The organism is Streptomyces sp. SAT1 (assembly GCF_001654495.1).
Classification (GTDB): Bacteria; Actinomycetota; Actinomycetes; order Streptomycetales; family Streptomycetaceae; genus Streptomyces; species Streptomyces andamanensis.
Genome location: NZ_CP015849.1, coordinates 4,270,904 through 4,296,189 on the forward strand (window position 1 = coordinate 4,270,904; position 25,286 = coordinate 4,296,189).

Annotated in this window: 24 protein-coding genes and 4 tRNA genes; 22 read left to right on the forward strand and 6 right to left on the reverse strand. The window is 70.9% G+C overall.

All coding sequences use genetic code 11. The annotated features are described in order from the left end of the window. Positions 1-312 precede the first annotated feature (312 nt). Positions 313-394, forward strand: a tRNA-Tyr gene (locus A8713_RS18440). A 395-nt stretch (positions 395-789) separates the two neighbouring features. On the opposite strand, the gene A8713_RS18445 is transcribed toward A8713_RS18440, so the two are convergent. Beyond that, complete coding sequence (locus A8713_RS18445) at positions 790-1,785, reverse strand: hypothetical protein (RefSeq protein ID WP_216826773.1); 996 nt, start codon at positions 1,783-1,785, stop codon at positions 790-792. 636 nt (positions 1,786-2,421) lie between these two features. Here A8713_RS18445 and A8713_RS18450 point away from each other — a divergent pair. The 3 genes from A8713_RS18450 (at position 2,422) to A8713_RS18460 (ending at position 4,645) form a co-directional block, all read left to right on the forward strand. Further along, complete coding sequence (locus A8713_RS18450) at positions 2,422-3,408, forward strand: hypothetical protein (protein WP_064534583.1); 987 nt, start codon at positions 2,422-2,424, stop codon at positions 3,406-3,408. Between the two features lie 176 nt (positions 3,409-3,584). Beyond that, positions 3,585-4,250 (forward strand): class F sortase, encoded by a 666-nt coding sequence (locus A8713_RS18455; RefSeq protein ID WP_064534585.1) that lies wholly within the window; start codon positions 3,585-3,587, stop codon positions 4,248-4,250. Positions 4,251-4,417: 167 nt separating this feature from the next. Continuing rightward, positions 4,418-4,645 carry a hypothetical protein gene (locus A8713_RS18460; RefSeq protein ID WP_064534586.1) on the forward strand — a complete coding sequence of 76 codons (228 nt, stop codon included), beginning with the start codon at positions 4,418-4,420 and terminating at the stop codon, positions 4,643-4,645. Between the two features lie 55 nt (positions 4,646-4,700). Here the strand turns inward: A8713_RS18460 and A8713_RS18465 are convergent, their stop codons facing one another. Beyond that, complete coding sequence (locus tag A8713_RS18465; protein ID WP_064534588.1) at positions 4,701-5,357, reverse strand: SDR family oxidoreductase; 657 nt, start codon at positions 5,355-5,357, stop codon at positions 4,701-4,703. Between the two features lie 258 nt (positions 5,358-5,615). Beyond that, positions 5,616-6,929 carry an amidohydrolase family protein gene (locus tag A8713_RS18470; protein ID WP_064534589.1) on the reverse strand — a complete coding sequence of 438 codons (1,314 nt, stop codon included), beginning with the start codon at positions 6,927-6,929 and terminating at the stop codon, positions 5,616-5,618. A 318-nt stretch (positions 6,930-7,247) separates the two neighbouring features. Here A8713_RS18470 and A8713_RS18475 point away from each other — a divergent pair. The 6 genes from A8713_RS18475 (at position 7,248) to A8713_RS18500 (ending at position 9,806) form a co-directional block, all read left to right on the forward strand. After that, positions 7,248-7,320: transfer RNA gene (locus A8713_RS18475), tRNA-Thr, on the forward strand. Between the two features lie 45 nt (positions 7,321-7,365). Further along, positions 7,366-7,438: transfer RNA gene (locus A8713_RS18480), tRNA-Met, on the forward strand. Between the two features lie 91 nt (positions 7,439-7,529). Further along, on the forward strand, positions 7,530-7,694 hold the full coding sequence (rpmG, locus tag A8713_RS18485) for a 50S ribosomal protein L33 (RefSeq protein ID WP_003948671.1): 165 nt from the start codon (positions 7,530-7,532) through the stop codon (positions 7,692-7,694). A gap of 114 nt (positions 7,695-7,808) precedes the next feature. Continuing rightward, a complete protein-coding gene (locus A8713_RS18490) occupies positions 7,809-8,261 on the forward strand; it encodes a MaoC family dehydratase N-terminal domain-containing protein (protein ID WP_064534591.1) in 453 nt (150 codons plus the stop codon). A 7-nt stretch (positions 8,262-8,268) separates the two neighbouring features. After that, a complete protein-coding gene (locus A8713_RS18495) occupies positions 8,269-8,697 on the forward strand; it encodes a MaoC family dehydratase (protein WP_064534592.1) in 429 nt (142 codons plus the stop codon). A 53-nt stretch (positions 8,698-8,750) separates the two neighbouring features. Then, a complete protein-coding gene (locus A8713_RS18500; RefSeq protein ID WP_064534594.1) occupies positions 8,751-9,806 on the forward strand; it encodes a UDP-N-acetylmuramate dehydrogenase in 1,056 nt (351 codons plus the stop codon). A 52-nt stretch (positions 9,807-9,858) separates the two neighbouring features. Here the strand turns inward: A8713_RS18500 and A8713_RS18505 are convergent, their stop codons facing one another. After that, entirely contained in the window at positions 9,859-10,491 is a 633-nt protein-coding gene (locus A8713_RS18505; protein WP_064534596.1) for an NAD(P)-dependent oxidoreductase, read from the reverse strand. A gap of 135 nt (positions 10,492-10,626) precedes the next feature. Here A8713_RS18505 and A8713_RS18510 point away from each other — a divergent pair, with 135 nt between their 5' ends. Continuing rightward, entirely contained in the window at positions 10,627-11,247 is a 621-nt protein-coding gene (locus A8713_RS18510; protein WP_064534598.1) for a TetR/AcrR family transcriptional regulator, read from the forward strand. Between the two features lie 35 nt (positions 11,248-11,282). Further along, positions 11,283-12,029, forward strand: a complete 747-nt coding sequence (locus A8713_RS18515; protein WP_064534600.1) for a DsbA family protein — start codon at positions 11,283-11,285, stop codon at positions 12,027-12,029. Between the two features lie 22 nt (positions 12,030-12,051). Here the strand turns inward: A8713_RS18515 and A8713_RS18520 are convergent, their stop codons facing one another. Then, entirely contained in the window at positions 12,052-13,083 is a 1,032-nt protein-coding gene (locus A8713_RS18520; protein WP_064534602.1) for an adenosine deaminase, read from the reverse strand. Positions 13,084-13,215: 132 nt separating this feature from the next. Then, on the reverse strand, positions 13,216-14,442 hold the full coding sequence (locus A8713_RS18525) for a pyridoxal phosphate-dependent aminotransferase (protein ID WP_064534604.1): 1,227 nt from the start codon (positions 14,440-14,442) through the stop codon (positions 13,216-13,218). Between the two features lie 273 nt (positions 14,443-14,715). Here A8713_RS18525 and A8713_RS18530 point away from each other — a divergent pair. From A8713_RS18530 to rpoB, 10 genes are all read left to right on the forward strand, one after another. After that, positions 14,716-14,788, forward strand: a tRNA-Trp gene (locus A8713_RS18530). Between the two features lie 107 nt (positions 14,789-14,895). Then, positions 14,896-15,180: a preprotein translocase subunit SecE gene (secE, locus tag A8713_RS18535; RefSeq protein ID WP_018564778.1), complete on the forward strand. Its 285-nt coding sequence runs from the start codon at positions 14,896-14,898 to the stop codon at positions 15,178-15,180. An 81-nt stretch (positions 15,181-15,261) separates the two neighbouring features. Then, entirely contained in the window at positions 15,262-16,200 is a 939-nt protein-coding gene (gene nusG, locus A8713_RS18540; protein ID WP_064534606.1) for a transcription termination/antitermination protein NusG, read from the forward strand. Between the two features lie 170 nt (positions 16,201-16,370). After that, the gene (gene rplK, locus A8713_RS18545; protein ID WP_018564780.1) at positions 16,371-16,805 is read left to right on the forward strand and encodes a 50S ribosomal protein L11; all 435 of its coding nucleotides are present in this window, start codon (positions 16,371-16,373) and stop codon (positions 16,803-16,805) included. A gap of 88 nt (positions 16,806-16,893) precedes the next feature. Next, positions 16,894-17,619 (forward strand): 50S ribosomal protein L1, encoded by a 726-nt coding sequence (gene rplA / locus A8713_RS18550; RefSeq protein ID WP_018564781.1) that lies wholly within the window; start codon positions 16,894-16,896, stop codon positions 17,617-17,619. 172 nt (positions 17,620-17,791) lie between these two features. Beyond that, positions 17,792-18,724, forward strand: a complete 933-nt coding sequence (locus A8713_RS18555) for a hypothetical protein (protein ID WP_064534609.1) — start codon at positions 17,792-17,794, stop codon at positions 18,722-18,724. Between the two features lie 88 nt (positions 18,725-18,812). Next, positions 18,813-19,763 (forward strand): hypothetical protein, encoded by a 951-nt coding sequence (locus A8713_RS18560; protein WP_064534611.1) that lies wholly within the window; start codon positions 18,813-18,815, stop codon positions 19,761-19,763. A 301-nt stretch (positions 19,764-20,064) separates the two neighbouring features. After that, positions 20,065-20,595: a 50S ribosomal protein L10 gene (rplJ, locus tag A8713_RS18565; RefSeq protein WP_018564784.1), complete on the forward strand. Its 531-nt coding sequence runs from the start codon at positions 20,065-20,067 to the stop codon at positions 20,593-20,595. A 116-nt stretch (positions 20,596-20,711) separates the two neighbouring features. Further along, entirely contained in the window at positions 20,712-21,095 is a 384-nt protein-coding gene (rplL, locus tag A8713_RS18570) for a 50S ribosomal protein L7/L12 (RefSeq protein ID WP_064534613.1), read from the forward strand. A gap of 618 nt (positions 21,096-21,713) precedes the next feature. Beyond that, positions 21,714-25,199 carry a DNA-directed RNA polymerase subunit beta gene (gene rpoB / locus A8713_RS18575; protein WP_018564786.1) on the forward strand — a complete coding sequence of 1,162 codons (3,486 nt, stop codon included), beginning with the start codon at positions 21,714-21,716 and terminating at the stop codon, positions 25,197-25,199. Positions 25,200-25,286: the final 87 nt, after the last annotated feature.

Here is a 25,286-nt window from a genome sequence, read left to right on the forward strand (position 1 = left end):
GTGGCTCCTTGTATCGGGGTGGGTCGAAGTACGTGACGCGTGCGGGCCGGCGAGCGTGGAGAAACCGCCTGCCCCCGGCCGGCAGGCCCGGGTCCGCATCCGCCCCAGCCTAGGCCCTGTCATGACCTTCCCGCCCGCCCCGGGGCCGCCTGTCGCCCGTCCCCGGGCCACTGGTCACCCGGCCCCCGGACACGGACGGCCCGGCTCCGGGACACCGATCAATCGGGTGGCGAAGCACCCCTGTGCATCGGGTATTGTTTACGTCGTTGCCACAGAGCACCGCCGAAAGGCAGTTCGACGGCAGCAAACCCCGGCGGTGTGCCCGAGCGGCCAAAGGGAGCAGACTGTAAATCTGCCGGCTCAGCCTTCCCAGGTTCGAATCCTGGCGCCGCCACACTGGGGAAAACCCCCTCCGACCAGCCTCTTCGGCAGGTCGGAGGGGGTTTCTTTATTGCTGACGCCTGTTCGATGCAGCACCGGCCGCAGGCGGTGTGTGCGTGGGGAGGGTGACTGGCGGGTGGAGACCGGTCGGGGAATCCGGAGGTTCCGCACGGGAGCACGAAGCGAGCGTTGGGCTCCGGTCTCCGCCGAGAGCGGCCCTGACGCCTGACATCAGTGGCTGACACCAACAGGTGCGGACAGCGGCGGTCGGCCCCGGCTCCCAGGGGTCTGGCTCAGGTTTCGTGCAGCAGTGACTGAGCGTTGCGAGCCGGGAGGCGGCTGCCTCGGTGGTCGGGGCTGGATTTGATACGAGTGCCGTCCGTACGGGGCCAGTCCCGGGTGGGACGGTCAGCGACGCCGACGGCGGCGTCGGAGAGGCTCCGGCCGGGCCGCCGCCTTGAGAGGCGCGAGGGCCTCCAGGAGCCGCCGGTAGGCGTCCGGGTCCCGCTCGAAGTCCGTCCCGGCCGCGATGGTGGCCCGGTCGGCGTCCTGCCCCCGGAGCAGGTCGACCGATGTCTGCGCGAACCGCTCCCACAGACCGTGCCGTTCGGCGTCGGCCACCAGCCGGCGCAGCTCGGTGACCGCCACCTCGGCGTCGGCGCGAGCGGCCGGTCCGGCCTGGAGCCTGTTCCGCAGCCCGGCGGCGGGGGCCGCCTCCCTGAGCAGCGGGCGCAGCCGCTTCGCGAGGTCCCGGGCGTCCGCCGCCGCCCTGTGTGCCTGCGGCCCGGCCTCCCGCAGAACCCAGAGAGAGCGGACCAGTTCGGGGTCAGGTGCCGCGTCGAGCGACCCGTGGCGCCCGGCGTCCCGCACCGCATCCACGGCCCGCGCGTAGTCCTCGGCTGCCCACCCGGCAGCCTCGGCGAGCCGGGTCGCGCGACGCACGAGCTGTGCCTCCACGCCGAGGACCCGGGGGAGGGCGCGGAGGTTGCCGCCGACCATTCCGATCAGGATGAGCAGGAGTCCCAGCAGCAGGAGGGTGTCCGAGGTGGTGAAGTCCTCCCCCGAGGAGGCTTTCGAATCGTCCAGGTCCCCCCGGTTCGGCCCTTCCGTGAACATGAACCCGGACTCCCAGCCGTAGCCCCGGCTGTCCTGGAAGTTCGGTGCCTTGAGAATGTCGCTCCGGCCGGCGTCGCAGTGGTACGGCCCCTCCCGCGTCTTCTTCTCATACGGGTCGCTCCACTGGACCCGGCAGGTGCCGTCAGCCTTCTCATCGACCACCGCCAAGTCGATCTGACGCGTCGCGGGCAGCTCCGGACCCGACTCGACCGCGTACAGCCCCGCCGAACAGGCGAAGAGCATGAAACCGGCAGTCAGAACCCAGCGGAAGAAAGGTATGTGCCTCATGTCGTCATCCCCCGCCGTCAGCCTCGCACGGCGCATACAGGTGAGCTAGAGGCCAGCTCCGGCAGCGTGTCGCCACCGTCCCTGCCCGGGTCCGGCAGGGCGACCGCTCCCGGCGCGCTTCGTTGGCCCCGTCGCGGCCTACCGGACCTGGCCGTCCCTTGCGCCGACCGCTCCGTCTTCCTTTCAACGTCGCCAGATGGCGACGGATCCCAGCGTCCAAAGGCGGACTCCGATTCGTCCAGCAAGCACGGGCCCGAGCAACCCGCACGGCCCGTGGACCGAACTCCTGAAGCGGCGCTCACCGCCTGCCCGCTTGTCCCTGCGCGGCCTGAGCTGACTCTGGACTGGGGAAGACCCCCTTCGATCAGCCTTCAACGGCCGGTCGGAGGGGGTCTTTCCGTTGTGGCCGTGTCGTGGCCGGTGGTGTGGCGGGTGTCGTCGGTGGTTCCGGTGCCTTGTCCCCGCGAAGGTGGTAAGCGCTGTCCCTTGTCGAGGTTCTGTGACACTTCACGGAAGTTCCTGTGGCGAACGTCTCCCTACTATTTTCCTACCGCACCGAAGGGCCGGCCCCACACGGGCAAGAGGAGCGGCCGCTCATCTCCACGCACCTTCTGCCTTTCTCGCCGGGAGCCTTCCATGTCCTGCTCTGTCCTTCGCAAGGGCCGCCGCAGCACGGTCCGTGCCGTGCTCGTCGGTGCCGCTGTCGCCGCCGCCGTCCTCGGTCCCGCAGCCGCCACCTTCGCCGCCACCACCGTGCCGGGCGCCGCCGCCCCGAGCGCCACCGCTCCCGCCAAGACCGCCCGGGACGCCGTTCCTGCCGCGCCTGCCGCGCCGTCCACCCCTTCCACCTCCACTCCGTCCTCGCCCTCCACGTCCGCTCCGGCCACCGGAAGCGCTACGCCCTCCGCGAAGCCCAGCGAGGCTCCGTACAAGGAATACGGTCTGATCGACGGTGAGGAGGTGCACGTCACCAAGCTGGCGCCGGGCGGGTACCGAGGGGACGTCATCACCGAGTTCGGCGAGCCGCCGACCGCCACCCTGCGTGCCGTGGACCACGACGCCAGCATCGCCATCCACGGCATGCGCATCGTGCTGCACTCCTCCGACGGCACGGTGGAGTCCTCGTGGCTGCCCATCCCCGACCACGACTGCACCGCCACCAAGACGATCCGCTCGGCCCTCGCTGCGCCCTACCGCGTGGAGCTCAGCAACGGGCCCGAGGGACCGAAGGCCCGTCTGCTGACCCCCGACGGACAGACCCTCGGCACCGTCGACCGCGCGCACCCGCTGAACGGTCAGTACGGCATGAAGATCGAGACCGTGAACGGCGAGCCGGAGTACTTCCAGCAGTCGCAGGGCGGTGACATGCCGTGGGGCAAGGCCTACGACTTCCCGGCGCCACCGGCGTGCGCGAGCGGCAAGTCGCCGGCCACTGCCGGTACCGCCGCCCAGACCAAGGTCGTGCCCGTGGGCGCGGTGGCCGCCGGTGTCCAGGACGCCCAGGACGGAGCAGGCCGCGACAACACCACGGTGCTGGCCGGTGGCGCGGTGGCCCTGGCCGGAGCGGCCGGCGTCGGTGCCGCGCTGATCCGCCGGCGCCGCACGGTCCGCGTCGACAGCTGACCGGTTCACCCGGTCCACCCTGTTCACATGGGGTGCCTGCGCGGGCCGCGCACGCCCCGGGTGGTCCGGGTGGTCCGGGTGCGCCCCACACCTGGCACCGGTGATGCGCCGGGGCGGACCATCGCCCCGGCGCGTCACCGGTATCGCCGTTCCCCCCGAATCCCAGGAGCTCTCGCGTGTCCGTCCCCCGATCCGCCCGGCGCCGCTGGTTCCCGGCCGCCGTCGCCCTCTCGTCGGCGGCCCTGCTGCTCGGCGGCTGGACGCTGGCCCGCGGGCTCACCGACAGCGGCGGCGGAGACGGCCCCTACCGGGCCACCGTCTCCCACTCCCGCGCCGCCTCCGCCGCCCCGGAGCCCGCGGCGGGCGCCCGTCCCGCCGCGCTGAGCGCGTCGAAGCCCGTGCGCGTGCGCATACCGTCCGCGAGCGTCGACACCGGACCGGTGCTCGAACTCGGCCTGGCGGCCGACGGCACCGTACAGGTCCCCACGGTCGCCCAGGCCGACGACATCGGCTGGTACAAGGGCGGCGTGACTCCGGGGCAGACCGGACCGGCGGTGCTCATCGGGCACTTCGACACCGCCGCCGGCCCCGCCGTCATGCGCGAGGTGTCCCGGATCCGGGTGGGGGACCCGATCACCGTCACCCGCGCCGACAAATCCGTCCTGACCTTCACCGTCCGCAAGCTCCAGCAGGTCGGCAAGGACGCCTTTCCGACACAGGCCGTCTACGGCGACACCGAGCGGCCCGAACTGCGCCTGATCACCTGCGGCGGCCCGATCGTCGACGGCCACCACCCGGACAACATCATCATCTACGCCGACCTGACGGCCGCACGCACCTGACGGCCGCACGCACCTGACGGCCGTACACACCTGACGGCCGCACGGACGCGACAGCGAAACGGACCTGACGACGGCTCGGGCCTGCCGCCCGCCGCCCGCCGCCCGTCGGCCGCCGCTGCCATGCCACTGCCACCGCGACTGTCGGTGCCCCGGTGCACACTGGAGCCATGTCCTTGTCGTCCGCCTCCGCGCGCCGCAGAGCCTGCCCCGTGTGCCGCCGTGAGATCGCCGTCGTGGCCGGGCGGTTCGCGCGGCACGATCCGCCCGGCGCGCGGGAGTCCGGAGAGCTGGTCTCCTGCCCCGGCTCCCGCCGTACGGCGCAACTGGGTGCCGTGCAGCCGTCGTTGGACGGCTACACCGTCCCCGAATTCCCCGGGCAGCTCAGCCTGTTCTGACGGCGGCGGCTGAGGAGGACGGGACAGGGCGGCGCGGAGGACGCGGAGCGCGGCGTCAGTTGCCGGCGACCGACTTCACCGCCACCGGCACCGGGGCCGAACCGCCGATCAGTTCCAGGGTCAGGCCGGCCGTCGCCGGGGTGTCCACCAGCTCGGCCAGGACGGCGGCCACGTCGTCGCGGGGGACCGACCCGCGGCCGGTGTGCGCCTCCAGGCGCACCTGGCCGGTACCGGGCCCGTCCGTCAGCGAACCGGGGCGCAGGATCGTCCAGTCGAGGCCGTCCAGGGAGCGGACGTGGTCGTCGGCCTCACCCTTGGCGCGCAGATACACGTCGAAGACCTCGTCGCCCCGGTGCGCCGCGTCCGCGCCCATCGACGACACGACCACATGGCGCCGCACACCGGCCAGGACCGCCGCGTCGGCGAACAGCACCGCCGCGCCCTTGTCCACCGTGTCCTTGCGCGCGGTGCCGCTGCCCGGCCCCGCGCCCGCTGCGAACACCGCCGCGTCCGCGCCCCGCAGCCGCTCCGCGACCTCCTCGACCGAGGCCGACTCCAGGTCCAGCACGATCGGTTCGGCGCCCGCGGCCCTCAGGTCGTCGCTCTGCTCCGCCCGGCGGATGATGCCCGCCGCCTCGTCCCCGCGCGCCGCGAGCAGCCGCTCCAGCCGCAGCGCGATCTGACCATGACCACCAGCGATGACTATGCGCATGTCTTCGACCGTACGCCCGGACGGCCGTATCCGCCGCACGACTTCGGCCCGCCCCGGCCGGTCTCCGCGCCCTCCCGCACCCCCGCGCCCGCCTGCCCCCTGCCGTCCCGCGCGCCCTCCCGCCCCCTGCCGCCCCGCAGGCGGTCGCGGCCCACCCGCCCCCGGCCTTTGCGCGCGCCCCCACGCCCCCACGCCCCCACGCCCCCACGTCCCTACGTCCCCGCGTGCCCCATGGCGTCGACAGCTCGCCCCCGGCGGCTACGACAGCTCTCCCCGCCCCTGCCGGGGCAGCCCCAGTTCCACCGAGGCGGCCGAGTCGCAGAACTCGCGCACCGCGCTGGTGCGTGCCACCACGCGCCCCCGGTGCACCACGATCCGGCTGTACGCGAGCGACAGCGCCCCCGCGAGCCGGTCGCCGCGCACCGCGAGGAGTTCGGCCGGGAAGCCCGCCTCCACCCGCACCTCGGGCAGACCGAGCACCGCGCGGGCCGACGCGCTCACCATCTCGTAGGCCTCGCCGGGGCGCAGCCCGTAGCGGGAGGCCAGCAGATAGGCCGCCTCCAGCGGGTCGCCGCGGCCCACCGGGTTCGACACGTCCCGCAACGCGCCGCTGCCCGCCGCCACCCGCACCCCGGCCGCCCGCAGCAGCCGTACCGGCGCCGTCCCGGGCCCCTCCGCGCCCGCGCAGCCGCCCTGCGGCAGGCACACCACCGCCACCCCGGCGGCGGCCAGCTGGTCCGCGGTCCGGGCCGCGGCCTCGGCGGGCAGCCGGGCCAGGCCGCCGCAGGGGCTCAGCGTCACGCCGGGGCGCAGTCCGCCCGCCATCGCCGCGAGCCGGGCGAGCCGGGCCGGGTCGGTGGCGTCGGTGTGCAGGTCGACCGGGCAGCCGTGCTCGGAGGCCACCTCCAGGACCGCTTCCACGTACCCGGTGGGATCGGGGTCCACGTCCGGGCAGCCGCCGACCACGCACGCGCCCATCTTCACCGCGTCCCGCAGCACCGCGAGCCCGTCCGCGCCGGCCACCCCGGTCAGCACGCGCGGCACCGCCACCGTCGACAGCTCGGCCAGCCCGCGCAGCGCCCGCCGGGCCCGCAGCACCGCCGTCAGGGCGCCCAGCCCCTGCACGTCGCCCACGCGCACGTGCGCGCGCAGTGCGGTCGCGCCGTGCCCGAGCTGGAGCAGCGCCGCCTCCGTGGCCCGGCGCTGGACGTCCTCCGGGTCGTAGGAGACCGGGCCGTCCGCGTCGGCCGTCAGGGCGGTGTCGGCATGGGCGTGCGGCTCGGCCGGGGCGGGCAGCAGCAGGTAGCCGCTGAGGTCGACGCGCGATCCGCCGTCCCCAGGCCCGTCCGCCCCGCGCTCGCCGCCGCGCTCGCCGTCGCGGCCCGCGCCCCCGGCCGGGCCGAGGCTGCCCGCCGTGCCCACCGCCTCGATGCGCTCGCCGGACAGCCGTACGTCCACGGTCCGCCCGTCGGTGAGCCGGGCCCCGCACAGCAGCAGGGTGTCCGGGTCCGGCCGCCCGGACGGGCCGGGCGAGGACGACGAGTGAGGCGGCTGCGGCTTACCGGGGGGCATCGCACTCCAGGTACGACAGAGGGACGGACGGTACGACAGACAGACAGACAGGCAGAGGGACGGACGGCGGACGGCGGACGGGGCGGAAAGCGGTGGTCGAGCGGGGGTGGGCGGTGCCCGGGGCGTGGTGCGCGCGGGGGGCCGCGCAAGATCACGCAGAGTGCGTCGAGCCTAGGGCGGCGGCGCGCCGGGAGACGGGAGGAGCGCAATAGTCGTACCGGTGTGGCCGTACGGAGAAGGGTCTCCGGAGCCGTCCGGCGGGGGCCGCGGAACGGATTTGGGTGAACGGCTGCGGACCGTGTAATGTCTTCATCGCTCGCCCCAATAGCTCAGTCGGCAGAGCGTCTCCATGGTAAGGAGAAGGTCTACGGTTCGATTCCGTATTGGGGCTCTGGTGTGAGAGGTTCCCGCCGTGAGGCGGGGCCGATCTCATCAAAGCGGTGTAGCTCAGTCGGTAGAGCAAGCGGCTCATAATCGCTGTGTCACCGGTTCAAGTCCGGTCACCGCTACTGACAGTAGCCGATTGCGGGGTCGGTCCTTCGATCGGCTACTCTTTTCTGCGTTGAAGTAAGTCCATCCGTTCGTCTTAGGAGCACTCACGTGGCTGCCACCGACGTCCGCCCGAAGATCACGCTGGCCTGCGTGGAGTGCAAGGAGCGGAACTACATCACCAAGAAGAACCGGCGTAACAACCCGGATCGCCTGGAGATGAAGAAGCACTGCCCGCGTTGCAACGCGCACACCGCGCACCGCGAAACGCGATAAATCAGGCTCATACGTGAGGCCGCCCCCGCACCATGGGGGGCGGCCTCACGGTGTTTCACCGTCTTCACCAGCTCCCTCCGCACGACCGCAGCTGACACCAGGAGGTGCCGAGCCATGGCGCTCGACCAGTCCTTCGTGGGGCGTTCCTACCCGCCCACCGCCCCCTACGAGGTGGGCCGGGAGAAGATCCGGGAATTCGCCCAGGCGGTGGGCGACGCCAATCCGGCGTACACGGACCCCGAAGCCGCGCAGGCACTCGGCCACCCCGATGTGATCGCCCCGCCCACCTTCGTGTTCCTGATCACCTACCGGGCCGCCGGAGAGGTCGTCCAGGACCCGCAGCTCGGGCTGGACTACAGCCGCGTGGTGCACGGCGACCAGAAGTTCGCCTACACGCGCCCCGTGCACGCCGGTGACCGGCTCTCCGTCACCTCGACCATCGAGGCGATCAAGACCATGGCCGGCAGTGACATCCTGGACATCCGCGGCGAGGTGCACGACGCGGCGGGCGAGCACGTGGTGACCGCCTGGATCAAGCTGGTGGCCCGCGCGGCCGAGGAGGCGTGAGGATCCGATGACGGCGAAGATCGCCTACGACGACGTCGAGGTCGGCACCGAGCTTCCGGGCCGGACCTTCCCCGTGACCCGCGCCACCCTCGTGCAGTACGCGGGCGCCTCCGGGGACTTCAACCCGATCCACTGGAACGAGAAGTTCGCCAAGGAGGTCGGACTGCCGGACGTGATCGCGCACGGCATGTTCACCATGGCCGAGGCGATCCGCGTCGTCACCGACTGGGCCGGCGACCCCGGTGCCGTGGTGCAGTACGGCGTCCGCTTCACCAAGCCCGTCGTCGTCCCGAACGACGACAAGGGCGCGCGGATCGACGTCGTCGGCAAGGTCGCGGCCAAGCTCGACGACAACACCGTACGGATCGACCTGACCGCCCTGTGCGAGGGGCAGAAGGTCCTCGGCCGCTCCCAGGCCCTCGTCCGCCTGGCCTGAGCCCGGCGGGAGCGTCGGCAAGGCCGTCGGCGGGGCCCCGTAGTCTTGGGCGCGTGCAGGAACTCCACGACGCGCCCCTCGCCCCGCTGACGACCTTCCGTCTGGGCGGCCCCGCCGCCCGGCTGATCACCGCGACCACGGACGCGGAGGTCGTCGACGCCGTCCGCGCGGCCGACGCCGCCGGCACCCCGCTGCTGGTGATCGGCGGCGGCTCCAACCTGGTCATCGGCGACCAGGGCTTCGACGGCACCGCCCTGCGCATCGCCACCACCGGCTTCGACCTGCGCGGCACCACGCTGGAGCTGGCCGCGGGCGAGGTGTGGACCGACGCCGTCGCCCGGACCGTCGAGGCCGGACTCGCGGGCGTCGAATGCCTCTCCGGGATCCCCGGCTCCGCGGGCGCCACCCCCATCCAGAACGTGGGGGCGTACGGCCAGGAGGTCTCCGCCACCATCACCGAGGTCGTCGCCTACGACCGCGCGGCGGGCGAGACGGTCACCCTCTCCAACGAGGAGTGCGCCTTCTCCTACCGGCACAGCCGCTTCAAGGAGCACCCCGAGCGGTACGTCGTGCTGCGCGTCCGCTTCGGTCTGGAGGACGCGGGCGGCCTGTCGGCGCCGCTCAGGTACGCCGAGACGGCGCGCGCCCTCGGCGTGTCGGCAGGCGACCGCGTCCCGCTGGAGCGGGCCCGGGAGACCGTGCTGAAGCTGCGCGCGGGCAAGGGCATGGTCCTGGACCCCGAGGACCACGACACCTGGTCGGCCGGGTCCTTCTTCACCAACCCGATCCTCACGGACGCCGAGTTCGGCGCCTTCCGGGCCCGGGTGCGCGAGCGCCTGGGCGAGGACGCCGAGCCGCCCGCGTACCCGGCGGGGGAGGGGCGCACCAAGACCTCCGCGGCCTGGCTGATCGACCGGGCGGGCTTCACCAAGGGCTACGGCACCGGCCCGGCCCGGATCTCCACCAAGCACACGCTCGCCCTCACCAACCGCGGCGGCGCGACCACGAAGGACCTGCTGGACCTCGCCCGCGAGGTGGTGGCCGGGGTCCGCGAGGCGTTCGGCGTGACGCTGGTGAACGAGCCGGTGACGGTCGGCGTCGGCCTGTAGCGGCCGGCCTCCGGCGGCGACCGGGGCGGGTTCCCCTCAGTACGCCATCCCCTCAGTACGCCACCCCCACGCCCTGCTTCACCGCCGCCGGGTCGTCGGTCAGCGACAGCATCGCGTGGGCCACGTCCGCCCGCGCGATGAAGCGGCCGTGCGGCGGGAAGCCGCCGGTCACCGTGCGGTACGTGCCGGTGAGCGGCTTGTCCTGGAGGCGCGGCGGCCGGACCACCGTCCAGTCCGTGGCGCTGCGCGCCAGCTCGGCCTCCATCTCGCGCAGATCCGCGTAGACGTCCTTCAGGACCGCCGAGACCAGGCTCCGGGCCGCCCGGTCGAGGAACCCGTCGCCCTCCGGCTCGGGGCCCACCGGACCCGCGCTCACCACGAGCAGACGGCGCGTGCCCTCCGCCTCCATCGCGCGCAGCACCGTACGGGTCAGCCGGGCCGCGACCCCGGCGTCCTTGCGGCTGCGGGCGCCCAGACCGGAGAGCACCGCGTCCCGGCCCGCGACGGCCGGGCGCACGGCCTCCGGGTCCACCAGCCCGGACCTGACGACCTCCAGGCGGTCACCGGTCACGGTCAGCCGGGCCGGGTCGCGGACGACGGCGGTGACCCGGTGCCCGGCGTCGAGCGCCTGCCGGACGATCTCTTGGCCGATGCCGCCGGTGGCGCCGAAAACGGTGAGGTTCATGAGCACGCTCCTGCCTGCCTGTCCGGGGACACCCCGGACCACCGGAGGTGGGTGAGTATTCACTCACCTCGTCTGGTCCTAGAGTGGGTAAGCACTCACCCACCCGTCAAGGCCGACCGGCCGATTGGACGTGACATGGAGACGAGACCGGCCCGCGTCCGCATCCTCGACGCCGCCCACGAGCTGATGCGCACCGTCGGGCTCGCCCGTGCCACCACCAAGGAGATCGCCAGGGCGGCCGGCTGCTCCGAGGCGGCCCTCTACAAGTACTTCGCGAGCAAGGAGGAGCTGTTCATCCAGGTGCTGCACGAGCGGCTGCCCCGGCTCACCCCGCTGCTGCGCGCCCTCGCCGCCGAGCCGGAACGGCGCACCGTGGCCGAGAACCTCACCGAGATCGCCCGCCAGGCCGCCCTGTTCTACGAGCAGAGCTTCCCGATCGCGGCCTCGCTGTACGCCGAGACCCAGCTCAAGCGCCGCCACGACGAGGCGATGCGGCGGATGGGCTCCGGCCCCCACCTGCCCATCGAGGAACTGGACGCCTACCTCCGCGCCGAGCGCTCGCTGGGCCGGATCGCCCCCGGCGCCGACACCTTCGCCGCCGCCTCCCTGCTCCTGGGTGCCTGCGCCCAGCGGGCCTTCGCGTACGACGCCGCGGACGCCCGCCCGGACGCCGACGCGTTCGCCGCCCGTCTGGTGGGCACGCTCCTGACCGGTCTCACCACCGGCGGGGCGGGGCGGGGCACAGACATCGCATAGGGTCGGTCCCCGTCCGGACAGGGAGGGGAAGAATCATGCGGGGCGTACGAGGCCTGCGAGGCAGCCGGGGCATCGTGATCACGGCCGCGGCCGTGCTGGTGGGCACGCTCGCCACCGGGTGCGACAAGGGGAGCGGCGACGCCGCGCACGGCGGCGACGGCAGGAACGGCACCGGTCCCGCCGCCACGGCGAGCCGCGCACCGGAGGTCACCGAGGCCCTGGCGGCCGACGGCACCACCGTCCGCGTCGGTTCCGCGAGCGCGAAGACCGTCGTCCAGGTCTACGAGGACCTGCGCTGCCCGGTCTGCAAGAAGTTCGAGACCGAGGGCGGCGGCGAGGCCCTGCGCGAGCTGGTCCGCTCCGGCCAGGTCCGGGTGGAGTACACGCTCGCCTCCTTCCTCGACGCCCGGCTCGGCGGCCAGGGCTCCAAGAAGGCCGCCAACGCGCTGCGGGCGGCGCTGGAGGCGGGCCGCTTCGCCGAGTACCACGACGTCCTCTTCGCCCACCAGCCCGAGGAGAGCGTCGACGGCTTCACCGACGCGTACCTGCTGGAGCTGGCCTCCCGGGTGAAGGGGCTGCGCGGCGCCGGCTTCGACCGCGCGGTCAAGGACCTGAAGTACGGCGACTACGTGGCCGCCTCCGAACGCGCCTTCGACACCTCCGGGGCGACCGGCACACCCACCCTGAAGGTCGACGGCAAGGCGGTCCCCTCCTCGATGACCGGCTCGCTCTTCGACAAGGAGGCGCTGCCCCTGGTCGTCGGGGCGCTGTCGCAGTCCTGACCCGCGGCCGCGCCGCCGCGGCTCAGGCGGCCAGCCAGTCGTCCACGCCCGACAGCAGCTTGGCCCGGACGTCCTCCGGGGCGGCCGAGGCGCGGATGGACTGGCGGGCCAGCTCCGCCAGCTCGGCGTCGGTGAAGCCGTGGTGGCGGCGGGCGAAGTCGTACTGGGCGGCCAGCCGGGAGCCGAACAGCAGCGGGTCGTCGGCGCCCAGGGCCATCGGGACACCGGCGTCGTACAGCGTCCGCAGCGGCACGTCCGCGGGCTTCTCGTACACCCCGAGCGCCACATTGGAGGCGGGGCAGACCTCGCAGGTCACCCCCCGCTCGGCCAGCCGCCGCAGCAGGCGCGGGTCGTCGGCGGCGCGCACCCCGTGGCCCACCCGGTGCGCGTGCAGGTCGTCCAGGCAGTCGCGGACCGAGGCCGGGCCCGCCAGCTCGCCCCCGTGCGGGGCCGCGAACAGGCCGCCCTCGCGCGCGATGGCGAACGCCCGGTCGAAGTCCCGGGCCATGCCGCGCCGCTCGTCGTTGGAGAGCCCGAAACCGACCACACCGCGGTCGCGGTAGCGCACGGCGAGGCGGGCCAGCGTGCGCGCGTCCAGCGGGTGCTTCATGCGGTTGGCCGCCACCAGGACCCGCATCCCGAGGCCCGTCTCGCGCGAGGCCGAGTCCACCGCGTCGAGGATGACCTCCAGCGCCGGGATCAGCCCGCCCAGACGCGGCGCGTACGAGGTCGGGTCGACCTGGATCTCCAGCCAGCCCGAGCCGTCCCTGATGTCCTCCTCGGCGGCCTCGCGCACCAGCCGCCGGATGTCCTCGGGCTCCCGCAGGCAGGAACGCGCCGCGTCGTACAGCCGCTGGAAGCGGAACCAGCCCCGCTCGTCGGTCGCCCGCAGCTTCGGCGGCTCCCCGCCGAACAGGGCGTCGGTCAGCGCCTCGGGCAGCCGTACGCCGTACTTGTCGGCCAGTTCCAGCAGGGTGGCGGGCCGCATCGACCCGGTGAAGTGCAGGTGCAGATGGGCCTTCGGCAGCTCAGAGACATCACGTACACGCTCCATCCGCCGATCCTGCCGCACCCGGGGCCGCGACCGGAAGCCGTTTCCCCGTTCGTGGTCTTGCTCGCACAAAGGTCAGGGCCCGACCACACTTCGACGTTGAAGTGTGGTCAGGCCCCTTCAGCAGCCTCTGCGTCAGTCCCGCGCCTCCGCGAGCAGCTTCTGGATCCGGCTCACGCCCTCCACCAGGTCCTCGTCACCGAGGGCGTAGGACAGCCGCAGATAGCCCGGGGTGCCGAAGGCCTCGCCCGGGACGACCGCGACCTCGGCCTCCTCCAGGATGAGGGCGGCCAGCTCCACGGAGCTCTGCGGGCGCCTGCCGCGGATCTCCTTGCCGATCAGCGCCTTCACCGAGGGGTAGGCGTAGAACGCGCCCTCGGGCTCCGGGCAGAGCACGCCGTCGATCTCGTCGAGCATCCGCACGATGGTGCGGCGGCGGCGGTCGAATGCCTCGCGCATCGCCGCGACCGCCGCCAGGTCACCGGAGACGGCGGCCAGCGCGGCGGCCTGGGCGACGTTCGACACGTTCGACGTGGCGTGCGACTGGAGGTTGGTCGCGGCCTTGACCACGTCCTTGGGGCCGATGACCCAGCCCACGCGCCAGCCGGTCATGGCGTACGTCTTGGCCACGCCGTTGACGACGACGCACTTGTCGCGCAGCTCGGGCAGGAGCGCCGGCAGGGACACGGAGACCGCGTCGCCGTACACCAGGTGCTCGTAGATCTCGTCGGTGAGCACCCACAGGCCGTGCTCCAGGGCCCAGCGGCCGATCGCCTCGGTCTCGGCCTCGGAGTACACCGCGCCGGTCGGGTTGGACGGCGAGACGAACAGGACGACCTTGGTGTTCTCGGTGCGGGCGGCCTCCAGCTGCTCGACCGAGACCCGGTAGCCGGTGGTCTCGTCGGCGACGACCTCGACGGGGACACCGCCGGCCAGCCGGATCGACTCCGGGTACGTCGTCCAGTACGGCGCCGGGACGATGACCTCGTCGCCCGGGTCGAGGATCGCGGCGAACGCCTCGTAGATGGCCTGCTTGCCACCGTTGGTGACGAGGATCTGCGAGACGTCCGGCTCCCAGCCGGAGTCGCGCAGCGTCTTCGCGGCGATCGCGGCCTTCAGCTCGGGCAGACCGCCGGCCGGCGTGTACCGGTGGTACTTCGGGTTCTTGCAGGCCTCGACGGCGGCCTCGACGATGTAGTCCGGGGTCGGGAAGTCGGGCTCACCGGCGCCGAAGCCGATCACCGGACGCCCGGCGGCCTTCAGGGCCTTGGCCTTGGCGTCCACGGCGAGGGTGGCGGACTCGGAGATCGCGCCGATACGGGCGGAGACCCGGCGCTCGGTCGGAGGGGTTGCAGCGCTCATACCGCCCATCGTTCCAGACCCCGAACATCCCGGGCACACCGGTTTCACACAGTGGGCGGAGGCGGGTCGGGTGCTGAACACGCGTCCGGATCCGGTCCCCGGCCAGGTGATCTTCCGGACGGATCGGCCCCGGCGGACGCCGAAGACCATTTTCTGTTCGACGCCCGGCCCCGGACCACGTACACTCTCACCTCGTTGGCCTTCAGCAAGTGGCCGCCGCACCCGGTGCACACCGGACTCGCGGTCGGATGCGGTACGTTGGGGGACACACAAAGGGTCGTAGCTCAATTGGTAGAGCACTGGTCTCCAAAACCAGCGGTTGGGGGTTCAAGTCCCTCCGGCCCTGCTACACACACCTTCGCCAGGATGTGTGCGCATGTACGTACAGCAATGCACCGCCGTGCGGCTCGACCGGGCGCGGCACGGCCACGACCCGGAATCAGGTGAGGACGAATGACGGACGCCGTGGGCTCCATCGACACGCCTGATGCCCAGGACGAGGTGGCGGAGTCCAAGAAGCCCCGCAAGGGCGGCAAGCGCGCCAAGAAGGGCCCGCTGAAGCGTCTCGCCACCTTCTACCGGCAGATCATCGCCGAGCTGCGCAAGGTCGTCTGGCCCTCGCGCAACGAACTGACGTCGTACACCACTGTGGTGATCTGCTTCGTCGTCGTCATGATCGCCCTGGTGACCGTGATTGACTATGGGCTCAACCACGCGGCCAAGTACGTCTTCGGCTGAGCCCAGAGCGAAGGGCGCCGTGGTTACCGGCGCCCGTTTTCGCATGTTCCACCCCTATGTATCCAGGAAGAAGCAGCCACCGTGTCTGACCCGAACCTGAACGACGCCATCGAGCCGACCGAGTCCGTGGATGACGAGCTCGACATCGTCGAGGGTGCGGACGAGGCGGACGGGGCCGAGGCTGCCGACGCCGCCGCGGGCGAGCCGGCCGAGGAGGCCGCCGTCCACGTCGAGGACGAGACCCTTGAGGACGCCGAGGACGCCGAGGGCACCGAGAACGACGACGCCGTCGAGGGTGCCGAGGAGGCCGCGGCCGTCGAGGGCGCTGCCGACGCCGAGGAGACCGACGAGGACGAGGCGGCCGCCGAGGACGAGACCGGGGCCGTCGAGGAAGAGCCCGACGTCGACCCGGTCACCAAGCTGCGCGAGGAACTGCGCACGCTGCCCGGCGAGTGGTACGTCATCCACACCTACGCGGGCTACGAGAAGCGCGTGAAGGCCAACCTGGAGCAGCGCGCCGTCTCGCTGAACGTCGAGGACTTCATCTACCAGGCCGAGGTCCCCGAGGAAGAGATCGTCCAGATCAAGAACGGCGAGCGCAAGACCGTCCGGCAGAACAAGCTGCCCGGTTACGTCCTCGTCCGCATGGACCTGACGAACGAGTCCTGGGGCGTCGTCCGCAACACCCCGGGCGTCACCGGCTTCGTCGGCAACGCCTACGACCCCTACCCGCTGTCCCTGGACGAGATCGTGAAGATGCTCGCCCCGGAGGCCGAGGAGAAGGCCGCCCGCGAGGCCGCCGAGGCCGAGGGCAAGCCGGCCCCGCAGCGCAAGGTCGAGGTCCAGGTGCTGGACTTCGAGGTCGGCGACTCGGTCACCGTCACCGACGGCCCGTTCGCCACCCTCCAGGCGACCATCAACGAGATCAACGCCGACTCGAAGAAGGTCAAGGGCCTCGTCGAGATCTTCGGCCGCGAGACCCCGGTCGAGCTGAGCTTCGACCAGATCCAGAAGAACTAGTTCTTTCTGGGTGTACCGCTTCCGCGCAGGTCAGGCGGGCTGATCACAGCCGGTCTGACCTGCTCGGCTTTCAGCCGCGCAGCTATACCCGTTATCGTTGTGCGGTATGCCTGCGTCCGGGTGGTCCCCGAACGCGGGCATGGACCCGAACCGAAAGGACCCGGAGAGCTATGCCTCCCAAGAAGAAGAAGGTCACGGGGCTCATCAAGCTCCAGATCAACGCCGGTGCGGCGAACCCGGCTCCGCCGGTCGGCCCGGCGCTGGGCCAGCACGGCGTCAACATCATGGAGTTCTGCAAGGCGTACAACGCCGCGACCGAGTCGCAGCGTGGCTGGGTCATCCCGGTGGAGATCACGGTCTACGAGGACCGTTCCTTCACCTTCGTGACCAAGACCCCCCCGGCCGCCAAGATGATCCTCAAGGCCGCGGGCGTGGAGAAGGGCTCCGGCGAGCCGCACAAGACCAAGGTCGCGAAGATCACCGACGCGCAGGTCCGCGAGATCGCCCAGACCAAGATGCCCGACCTCAACGCCAACGACCTGGACGCCGCCGCGAAGATCATCGCCGGCACCGCCCGTTCCATGGGCGTCACGGTCGAGGGCTGAACCCCAGCCTCCGTACCACCCTCGTAGAACCGTGGCAGGGCCTGCTCGGCCCGTACCACGACTCCTTTCAGAACCCACAGGAGCAGTTGTGAGCAAGCGCAGCAAGGCTCTCCGCGCTGCGGACGCCAAGATCGACCGGGAGAAGCAGTACGCCCCGCTCGAGGCCGTCCGTCTCGCCAAGGAGACCTCCACGACCAAGTTCGACGGCACCGTCGAGGTCGCCTTCCGCCTGGGTGTCGACCCGCGCAAGGCCGACCAGATGGTCCGTGGCACCGTGAACCTCCCGCACGGCACCGGTAAGACCGCCCGGGTCCTGGTCTTCGCGACCGGTGACCGTGCCGAGGCCGCGCGTGCCGCGGGCGCCGACATCGTCGGCGCCGACGAGCTGATCGACGAGGTGGCGAAGGGCCGTCTGGACTTCGACGCCGTCGTCGCCACCCCGGACCTCATGGGCAAGGTCGGCCGCCTCGGCCGCGTCCTCGGCCCGCGTGGTCTGATGCCGAACCCGAAGACCGGCACCGTGACCCCCGACACCGCCAAGGCCGTGACGGAGATCAAGGGCGGCAAGATCGAGTTCCGCGTCGACAAGCACTCGAACCTGCACTTCATCATCGGCAAGACGTCGTTCGACGACAGCAAGCTGGTGGAGAACTACGGCGCCGCGCTGGAGGAGATCCTCCGTCTGAAGCCGTCCGCCGCCAAGGGTCGCTACATCAAGAAGGCCGCCATCAGCACCACGATGGGCCCCGGCATCCAGCTCGACCCGAACCGCACCCGCAACCTCCTCGTCGAGGAGGACCCGGCCGCGGTCTGAGCCATCGGCTCACCCAGGTCGGCGACGAGCCCCGCATCCTCCGCGCGAGCGGAGGGGCGGGGCTCGTCCCGTTCCGTCGCGAACCGGCCGATCCCTCCGGCGCGCGCCCCCGCTGTCGGTGCCCTGCGCTAGCGTGCACGGCACACAGACCGCTCAGGGGTGGGGGGACCGGATGAAGAGCACGACCGTGCGCCGTACGGCATCGGTGGTCGCGGTGACGGCCGCGCTGGCGGGCGTGGCCGCCTGCGGCACGGGCGGGTCCTCCGGGGGAGCGGCGCACCGGGACGGCAGGGCGGCGGGGGAGACCGCCCGGGGCGGTGCCGCCACCCTGGCCGGCCCGCTGACGGCCCTGCGCACCGCCGCCGACTCCACCGGCCGCGCGGACTCCGCCCGGGTCGACATGACGGTCAGCATGGGCACGCTGATGTCGATGAAGGGCCACGGCGCCCTCTCCTGGGGCCACGGCCTGTCCGGCACGCTCAGCCTCACCTACACGGGCGGCACCGTGGCCGACACCATGCGCGCCACCGGCACCACCTCGATCGAGGCCCGCTATCTGCCCGACGCGTACTACGCCAGGATGAGCGAGGCGTTCGCCGCGCAGGCCGGCGGCAAGCACTGGCTCAGGTACGGGTACGACGACATGGCCCGGCTCGGCGGCGGCTCCGGCGCGTATCTCAAGGACCAGATGCAGAACAACACGCCGAACCAGGCCGTGAAGCTGCTGCTGGCCTCCGGCGACGTGAAGAGGGCGGGCGAGGAGCGGATCGCGGGCGCGCGCACCACGCACTACCACGGCACGGTGAATGTCGCGGATCTCGCCGCGCGCACCGGCCACAGCCTCACCGCCGCCCAGCTCGCGGACATGAAGCGCCAGCTGACCGACTCCGGCATCACGACGGACACCGTCGACCTCTGGATCGACGACCGGAACCTGCTGGTCAGGAAGGTCGAGTCGGCGGACACGGCGAAGGGCGCCCTGACCACCACCGCCACCTACAGCGACTACGGGGTCAAGGTCGCGGTCGGCGCACCGCCGCGGGGCGACACGGCGGACTTCCAGGAGCTGCTGGCCGCCCAGGGCGCCGGTGCCGGCGCCTCCTGAATCAAAGAATCCCCCAAGCCCGGATGATCGGTGCTCGGATAGGCTCACCGGAACTGTGCGCAAGCCATCCGTTCCCTGGGGGGAAACCATGGACACCTCTGTACGTACGCCCCGCTCGTCCCGCACGCCCGCCCGCGCTCTGTCCGGGCGCAGGGTCGCGACGGCCTCGCTGGCCGCGCTGCTCCTCGCCGCGGGCGCGGTGGGCTGTTCGGGGGACGACTCGAAGAGCGATTCGAAGAGTGACTCGAAGAGCGCGGGCAAGAGCGGAGCGGCCGAGACGCCGCAGCTCACCCCGGCCGCGGCCGTCGCCAAGGCCGCCAAGAACTCGCAGAACATCACCTCGCTGCGCTACCGCATGACCGGCCAGGTGCCGGAGCAGGGCCACATCAAGGCCGACGCCGAGATGCAGATGAAGCCCACCATCGCCATGAGCATGAAGATGACGATGCCCGACCAGCCCTCCACCGGCACCGTGGAGATCCGCCTCGTCGACAAGGTCATGTACCTCAACGGCGGGGCCGAGGCCGCCAAGGAGATGGACGGCAAGAGCTGGATGAAGTTCGACCTGTCCGGGACCGACGCGGGCAAGCAGATGGACCAGCTGGGCGGGGGCGGCGCGGCCCAGGCCGAGCAGAACCCGGCGACCGAGTCCACCTTCCTCACCGGCGCCAAGGACCTGCGCAAGGTCGGCTCCGAGACCGTGGAGGGCGTCGAGACCACCCACTACACGGGCACCGTCGCCCTGGCCGACCTGGGCAAGCCGCAGCCGGGCGAGAGCCCGGAGGTCGCCAAGACCCGCGAGAAGAGCCTGGAGCAGTACAAGGGCATGGGCGTCGACAAGGTCACCATGGACGCCTGGATCGACGGCAAGGACCAGACCAGGCAGTTCCGGATGCGCGGCACCGCCGCCAAGGGCCCGCTGGACATGACGATCACCTTCCTGGACACCAACAAGCCGGTGAAGGTCGCCGCCCCGCCGGCCGGTGAGACCGTCGACCTGGCCGAGATGATGAAGGGCGCCGGCGCGGGCCAGAGCTGACCGCGGGCCGCCGCGGGAGCGGATTTGCTCCGCGGCGGCACGGTCCCGTACTCTCCTACAGAAGCCAAAGACCGCTGGTCGTTGCCGTGCACTCAGATGAGGACGCGGTGGCCGAAGGATCCGCTGAAATTGCGGGCGACCCGCGCAGGTGACTGTGGAAGAACTCCCGGAGTGTGCACACCCACGGTGTGCGTACGACCGGTCGAGTCCGCCCCGAGCGCCTGCGCCGGGGCGTTTCGTTTTCCCCAGTCCTCCTTCGGGTCCGCGCGGTCAGAATCACCCGGAAGGAGGCCGAGGCTCTATGGCGAGGCCCGACAAGGCTGCCGCAGTGGCGGAGTTGACGGAGCAGTTCCGCAACTCCAGCGCTGCCGTGCTGACCGAGTACCGCGGTCTCACCGTGGCGCAGCTCAAGACGCTGCGTCGTTCGCTCGGTGAGAACGCCCAGTACGCCGTGGTGAAGAACACGCTGACCAAGATTGCGGCCAACGAGGCCGGGATCACCACGCTGGACGACCTCTTCAACGGTCCGACGGCTGTCGCCTTCGTCACCGGTGACCCGGTGGAGTCGGCGAAGGGTCTCCGTGACTTCGCCAAGGACAACCCGAATCTCGTCATCAAGGGCGGTGTCCTTGACGGCAAGGCGCTGTCCGCCGACGAGATCAAGAAGCTTGCGGACCTCGAGTCCCGTGAGGTTCTGCTCTCCAAGCTGGCGGGTGCCTTCAAGGGCAAGCAGTCCCAGGCTGCTCAGCTCTTCCAGGCGCTTCCCTCGAAGCTCGTCCGCACCGTGGACGCTCTTCGTGCCAAGCGGGACGAGCAGGGCGGTGCCGAGTAATTCGGCTCGCTTTCTGACCCTGGCCGTCTAGGCGGCACGGGTCGCAGCGGGCCGACGTACGCCCGCCACACCCAGTACATCCGGCACCTGCCGAATTAGTGGAAGGATCGCCCATCATGGCGAAGCTCAGCCAGGAAGACCTGCTCGCGCAGTTCGAGGAGATGACCCTCATCGAGCTCTCCGAGTTCGTGAAGGCCTTCGAGGACAAGTTCGACGTCACCGCCGCCGCCGCGGTCGCCGTGGCCGGCCCGGCCGGTCCGGCCGCCGCCGTCGAGGCCGCCGAGGAGCAGGACGAGTTCGACGTCATCCTCACGGGTGCCGGCGACAAGAAGATCCAGGTCATCAAGGTCGTGCGTGAGCTGACCTCCCTCGGCCTGAAGGAGGCCAAGGACCTGGTCGACGGTGCGCCGAAGCCGGTTCTGGAGAAGGTCGCCAAGGACGCCGCGGAGAAGGCCAAGGAGTCCCTCGAGGGCGCCGGCGCCTCCGTCGAGGTCAAGTGACCTCACGAGTCTCTGCTGATCGGGCAGGACTCTCCCGCGCGAGCTGAACACGGCCCGAAAGGGCTGTAACGCGAACGCACCGAAGAGCGATCATCCATCCGGGTGGTCGCTCTTCGGCGTTCCCGGGGGTGGCTGTGGCGGCCTTGCACCCGAGACCGGGAGGGGTATGGTGATCTTCGTTCGGCCTCGAGAGGCCCCCGGAGACAGGCCGCGAGTGACGATGGCAGCATCCGGTTCGGGTAGGGGGGCCTTGACGAACCGCACGCAGCGCGCAATTCTCAGGACGCGTCGTCACAACGATCCGAATCCGAGGCATGGATCGACGGCGAAGAGGGCAGTATCAACGTGCGTTGAGGGTGACAGGCCGTAGGCGGTGACGACAACGAGGGTTCCCAAAACCCGGCACTGGACATCAGTGGGCCAAGTGGCTACACTGACCCTTTGCGCTGCCTGTTAGCTGTCCCCTGCCCGTCACCAGGGGCATGCCCTCCCCCGAGCATCGACGACCGGACCGCACCTGACCTGGCCTGACGGCCCTGTCGGGGACCGTCCGTCCCGTTGTCCGAGAGAGGGGCCGGTACGCGCGTAGTGAGTCCGAGCCCTCGGAAGGACCCCCTCTTGGCCGCCTCGCGCAATGCCTCGACCGCGAATACGAACAACGCTGCCAGCACCGCCCCGCTGCGCATCTCCTTTGCAAAGATCAAGGAGCCCCTCGAGGTTCCGAACCTTCTCGCGCTGCAAACCGAGAGCTTCGACTGGCTGCTCGGCAACGACGCGTGGAAGGCTCGCGTCGAGGCGGCTCTGGAATCCGGTCAGGACGTCCCCACCAAGTCCGGCCTCGAGGAGATCTTCGAGGAGATCTCCCCGATCGAGGACTTCTCCGGGTCGATGTCGCTGACGTTCCGCGACCACCGCTTCGAGCCGCCGAAGAACAGCATCGACGAGTGCAAGGAGCGCGACTTCACGTACGCCGCCCCGCTCTTCGTCACGGCCGAGTTCACCAACAACGAGACCGGCGAGATCAAGTCCCAGACCGTCTTCATGGGCGACTTCCCGCTCATGACGAACAAGGGCACCTTCGTCATCAACGGCACCGAGCGTGTCGTCGTCTCCCAGCTGGTCCGCTCGCCCGGTGTCTACTTCGACTCGAGCATCGACAAGACGTCCGACAAGGACATCTTCTCCGCCAAGATCATCCCGTCCCGGGGTGCCTGGCTGGAGATGGAGATCGACAAGCGCGACATGGTCGGTGTCCGCATCGACCGCAAGCGCAAGCAGTCGGTCACCGTACTGCTGAAGGCGCTCGGCTGGACCAACGAGCAGATCCTCGAGGAGTTCGGCGAGTACGAGTCGATGCGCGCCACCCTGGAGAAGGACCACACCCAGGGCCAGGACGACGCGCTGCTCGACATCTACCGCAAGCTGCGACCGGGCGAGCCCCCCACGCGCGAGGCCGCGCAGACGCTGCTGGAGAACCTGTACTTCAACCCCAAGCGCTACGACCTCGCCAAGGTCGGCCGCTACAAGGTCAACAAGAAGCTGGGCGCGGACGCGCCGCTGGACGCCGGCATCCTGACCGTCGAGGACATCCTCTCGACGATCAAGTACCTGGTGAAGCTGCACGCCGGTGAGACCGAGACCGCCGGGGACAACGGCGGCACGATCGTCGTCGAGACCGACGACATCGACCACTTCGGCAACCGCCGTCTGCGCAGCGTCGGCGAGCTGATCCAGAACCAGGTCCGTACGGGTCTCGCCCGTATGGAGCGCGTCGTGCGCGAGCGCATGACCACCCAGGACGTCGAGGCGATCACGCCGCAGACCCTGATCAACATCCGGCCGGTCGTCGCCTCCATCAAGGAGTTCTTCGGCACCAGCCAGCTGTCGCAGTTCATGGACCAGAACAACCCGCTGTCGGGTCTCACCCACAAGCGCCGTCTGTCGGCGCTGGGCCCGGGTGGTCTCTCCCGTGAGCGGGCCGGCTTCGAGGTCCGTGACGTGCACCCCTCGCACTACGGCCGCATGTGCCCGATCGAGACGCCCGAAGGCCCGAACATCGGTCTGATCGGCTCGCTCGCCTCCTACGGCCGGGTCAACGCGTTCGGTTTCGTCGAGACCCCGTACCGCAAGGTCGTCGACGGCCAGGTCACCGACGAGGTCGACTACCTGACCGCCGACGAGGAGGACCGCTTCGTCATCGCGCAGGCCAACGCCGGCCTCAACGACGACATGCGCTTCTCCGAGAACCGCGTCCTGGTCCGCCGCCGCGGCGGCGAGGTCGACTACGTCGCCGGTGACGACGTCGACTACATGGACGTCTCGCCGCGCCAGATGGTGTCGGTCGCGACCGCCATGATCCCGTTCCTGGAGCACGACGACGCCAACCGCGCCCTCATGGGCGCGAACATGATGCGCCAGGCCGTGCCGCTCATCAAGAGCGAGGCCCCGCTCGTCGGCACCGGCATGGAGTACCGCTCCGCCGTCGACGCCGGTGACGTCGTCAAGGCCGAGAAGGCCGGTGTGGTGCAGGAGGTCTCCGCCGACTACATCACCACCGCCAACGACGACGGCACGTACATCACGTACCGCCTGCACAAGTTCTCCCGCTCCAACCAGGGCACCTCGGTCAACCAGAAGGTCATCGTCAACGAGGGCGACCGGATCATCGAGGGCCAGGTCCTCGCCGACGGTCCGGCCACCGAGAACGGCGAGATGGCGCTCGGCAAGAACCTGCTGGTCGCGTTCATGCCGTGGGAGGGCCACAACTACGAGGACGCGATCATCCTGTCGCAGCGCCTCGTGCAGGACGACGTCCTCTCCTCGATCCACATCGAGGAGCACGAGGTCGACGCCCGTGACACCAAGCTCGGCCCCGAGGAGATCACCCGGGACATCCCGAACGTCTCCGAGGAGGTCCTCGCCGACCTCGACGAGCGCGGCATCATCCGCATCGGTGCCGAGGTCGTCGCCGGCGACATCCTGGTCGGCAAGGTCACGCCCAAGGGCGAGACCGAGCTGACCCCGGAGGAGCGGCTGCTGCGCGCGATCTTCGGCGAGAAGGCCCGTGAGGTCCGCGACACCTCGCTGAAGGTGCCGCACGGCGAGATCGGCAAGGTCATCGGTGTCCGCCTCTTCGACCGCGAGGAGGGCGACGAGCTGCCGCCGGGCGTGAACCAGCTGGTCCGCGTCTACGTCGCGCAGAAGCGCAAGATCACCGATGGTGACAAGCTCGCCGGCCGCCACGGCAACAAGGGCGTCATCTCCAAGATCAACCCGATCGAGGACATGCCGTTCCTGGAGGACGGCACCCCGGTCGACATCATCCTCAACCCGCTGGGTGTCCCGTCCCGGATGAACCCGGGACAGGTCCTGGAGATCCACCTCGGCTGGCTCGCCAGCCGCGGCTGGGACGTCTCCGGCCTGGCGGAGGAGTGGGCGCAGCGCCTCCAGGCGATCGGCGCCGACCAGGTCGACCCCGGCACCAACGTCGCGACCCCGGTCTTCGACGGTGCCCGGGAGGACGAGCTGGCGGGTCTGCTCCAGCACACCATCCCGAACCGGGACGGCGAGCGCATGGTGCTCCCGACCGGCAAGGCGCGGCTGTTCGACGGCCGCAGCGGTGAGCCGTTCCCGGACCCGATCTCGGTCGGCTACATGTACATCCTGAAGCTGCACCACCTGGTCGACGACAAGCTGCACGCCCGTTCGACCGGCCCGTACTCCATGATCACCCAGCAGCCGCTGGGTGGTAAGGCCCAGTTCGGTGGCCAGCGGTTCGGCGAGATGGAGGTGTGGGCCCTTGAGGCGTACGGCGCCGCCTACGCCCTCCAGGAGCTGCTGACCATCAAGTCCGACGACGTCACCGGCCGCGTGAAGGTCTACGAGGCCATCGTCAAGGGCGAGAACATCCCTGAGCCCGGCATCCCCGAGTCCTTCAAGGTGCTCATCAAGGAGATGCAGTCGCTCTGCCTGAACGTGGAGGTGCTGTCCAGCGACGGTATGTCCATCGAGATGCGTGACACCGACGAGGATGTCTTCCGCGCCGCGGAGGAGCTCGGCATCGACCTGTCCCGGCGCGAGCCGAGCAGCGTCGAAGAGGTCTGACGGGAGTCCGGTAGGGGCCCCACCGCCGTGTGAGGCCCCCGCCGACCCCCAGGCCCCCGTTTCAGACCACAGACTTACGACCCTGAG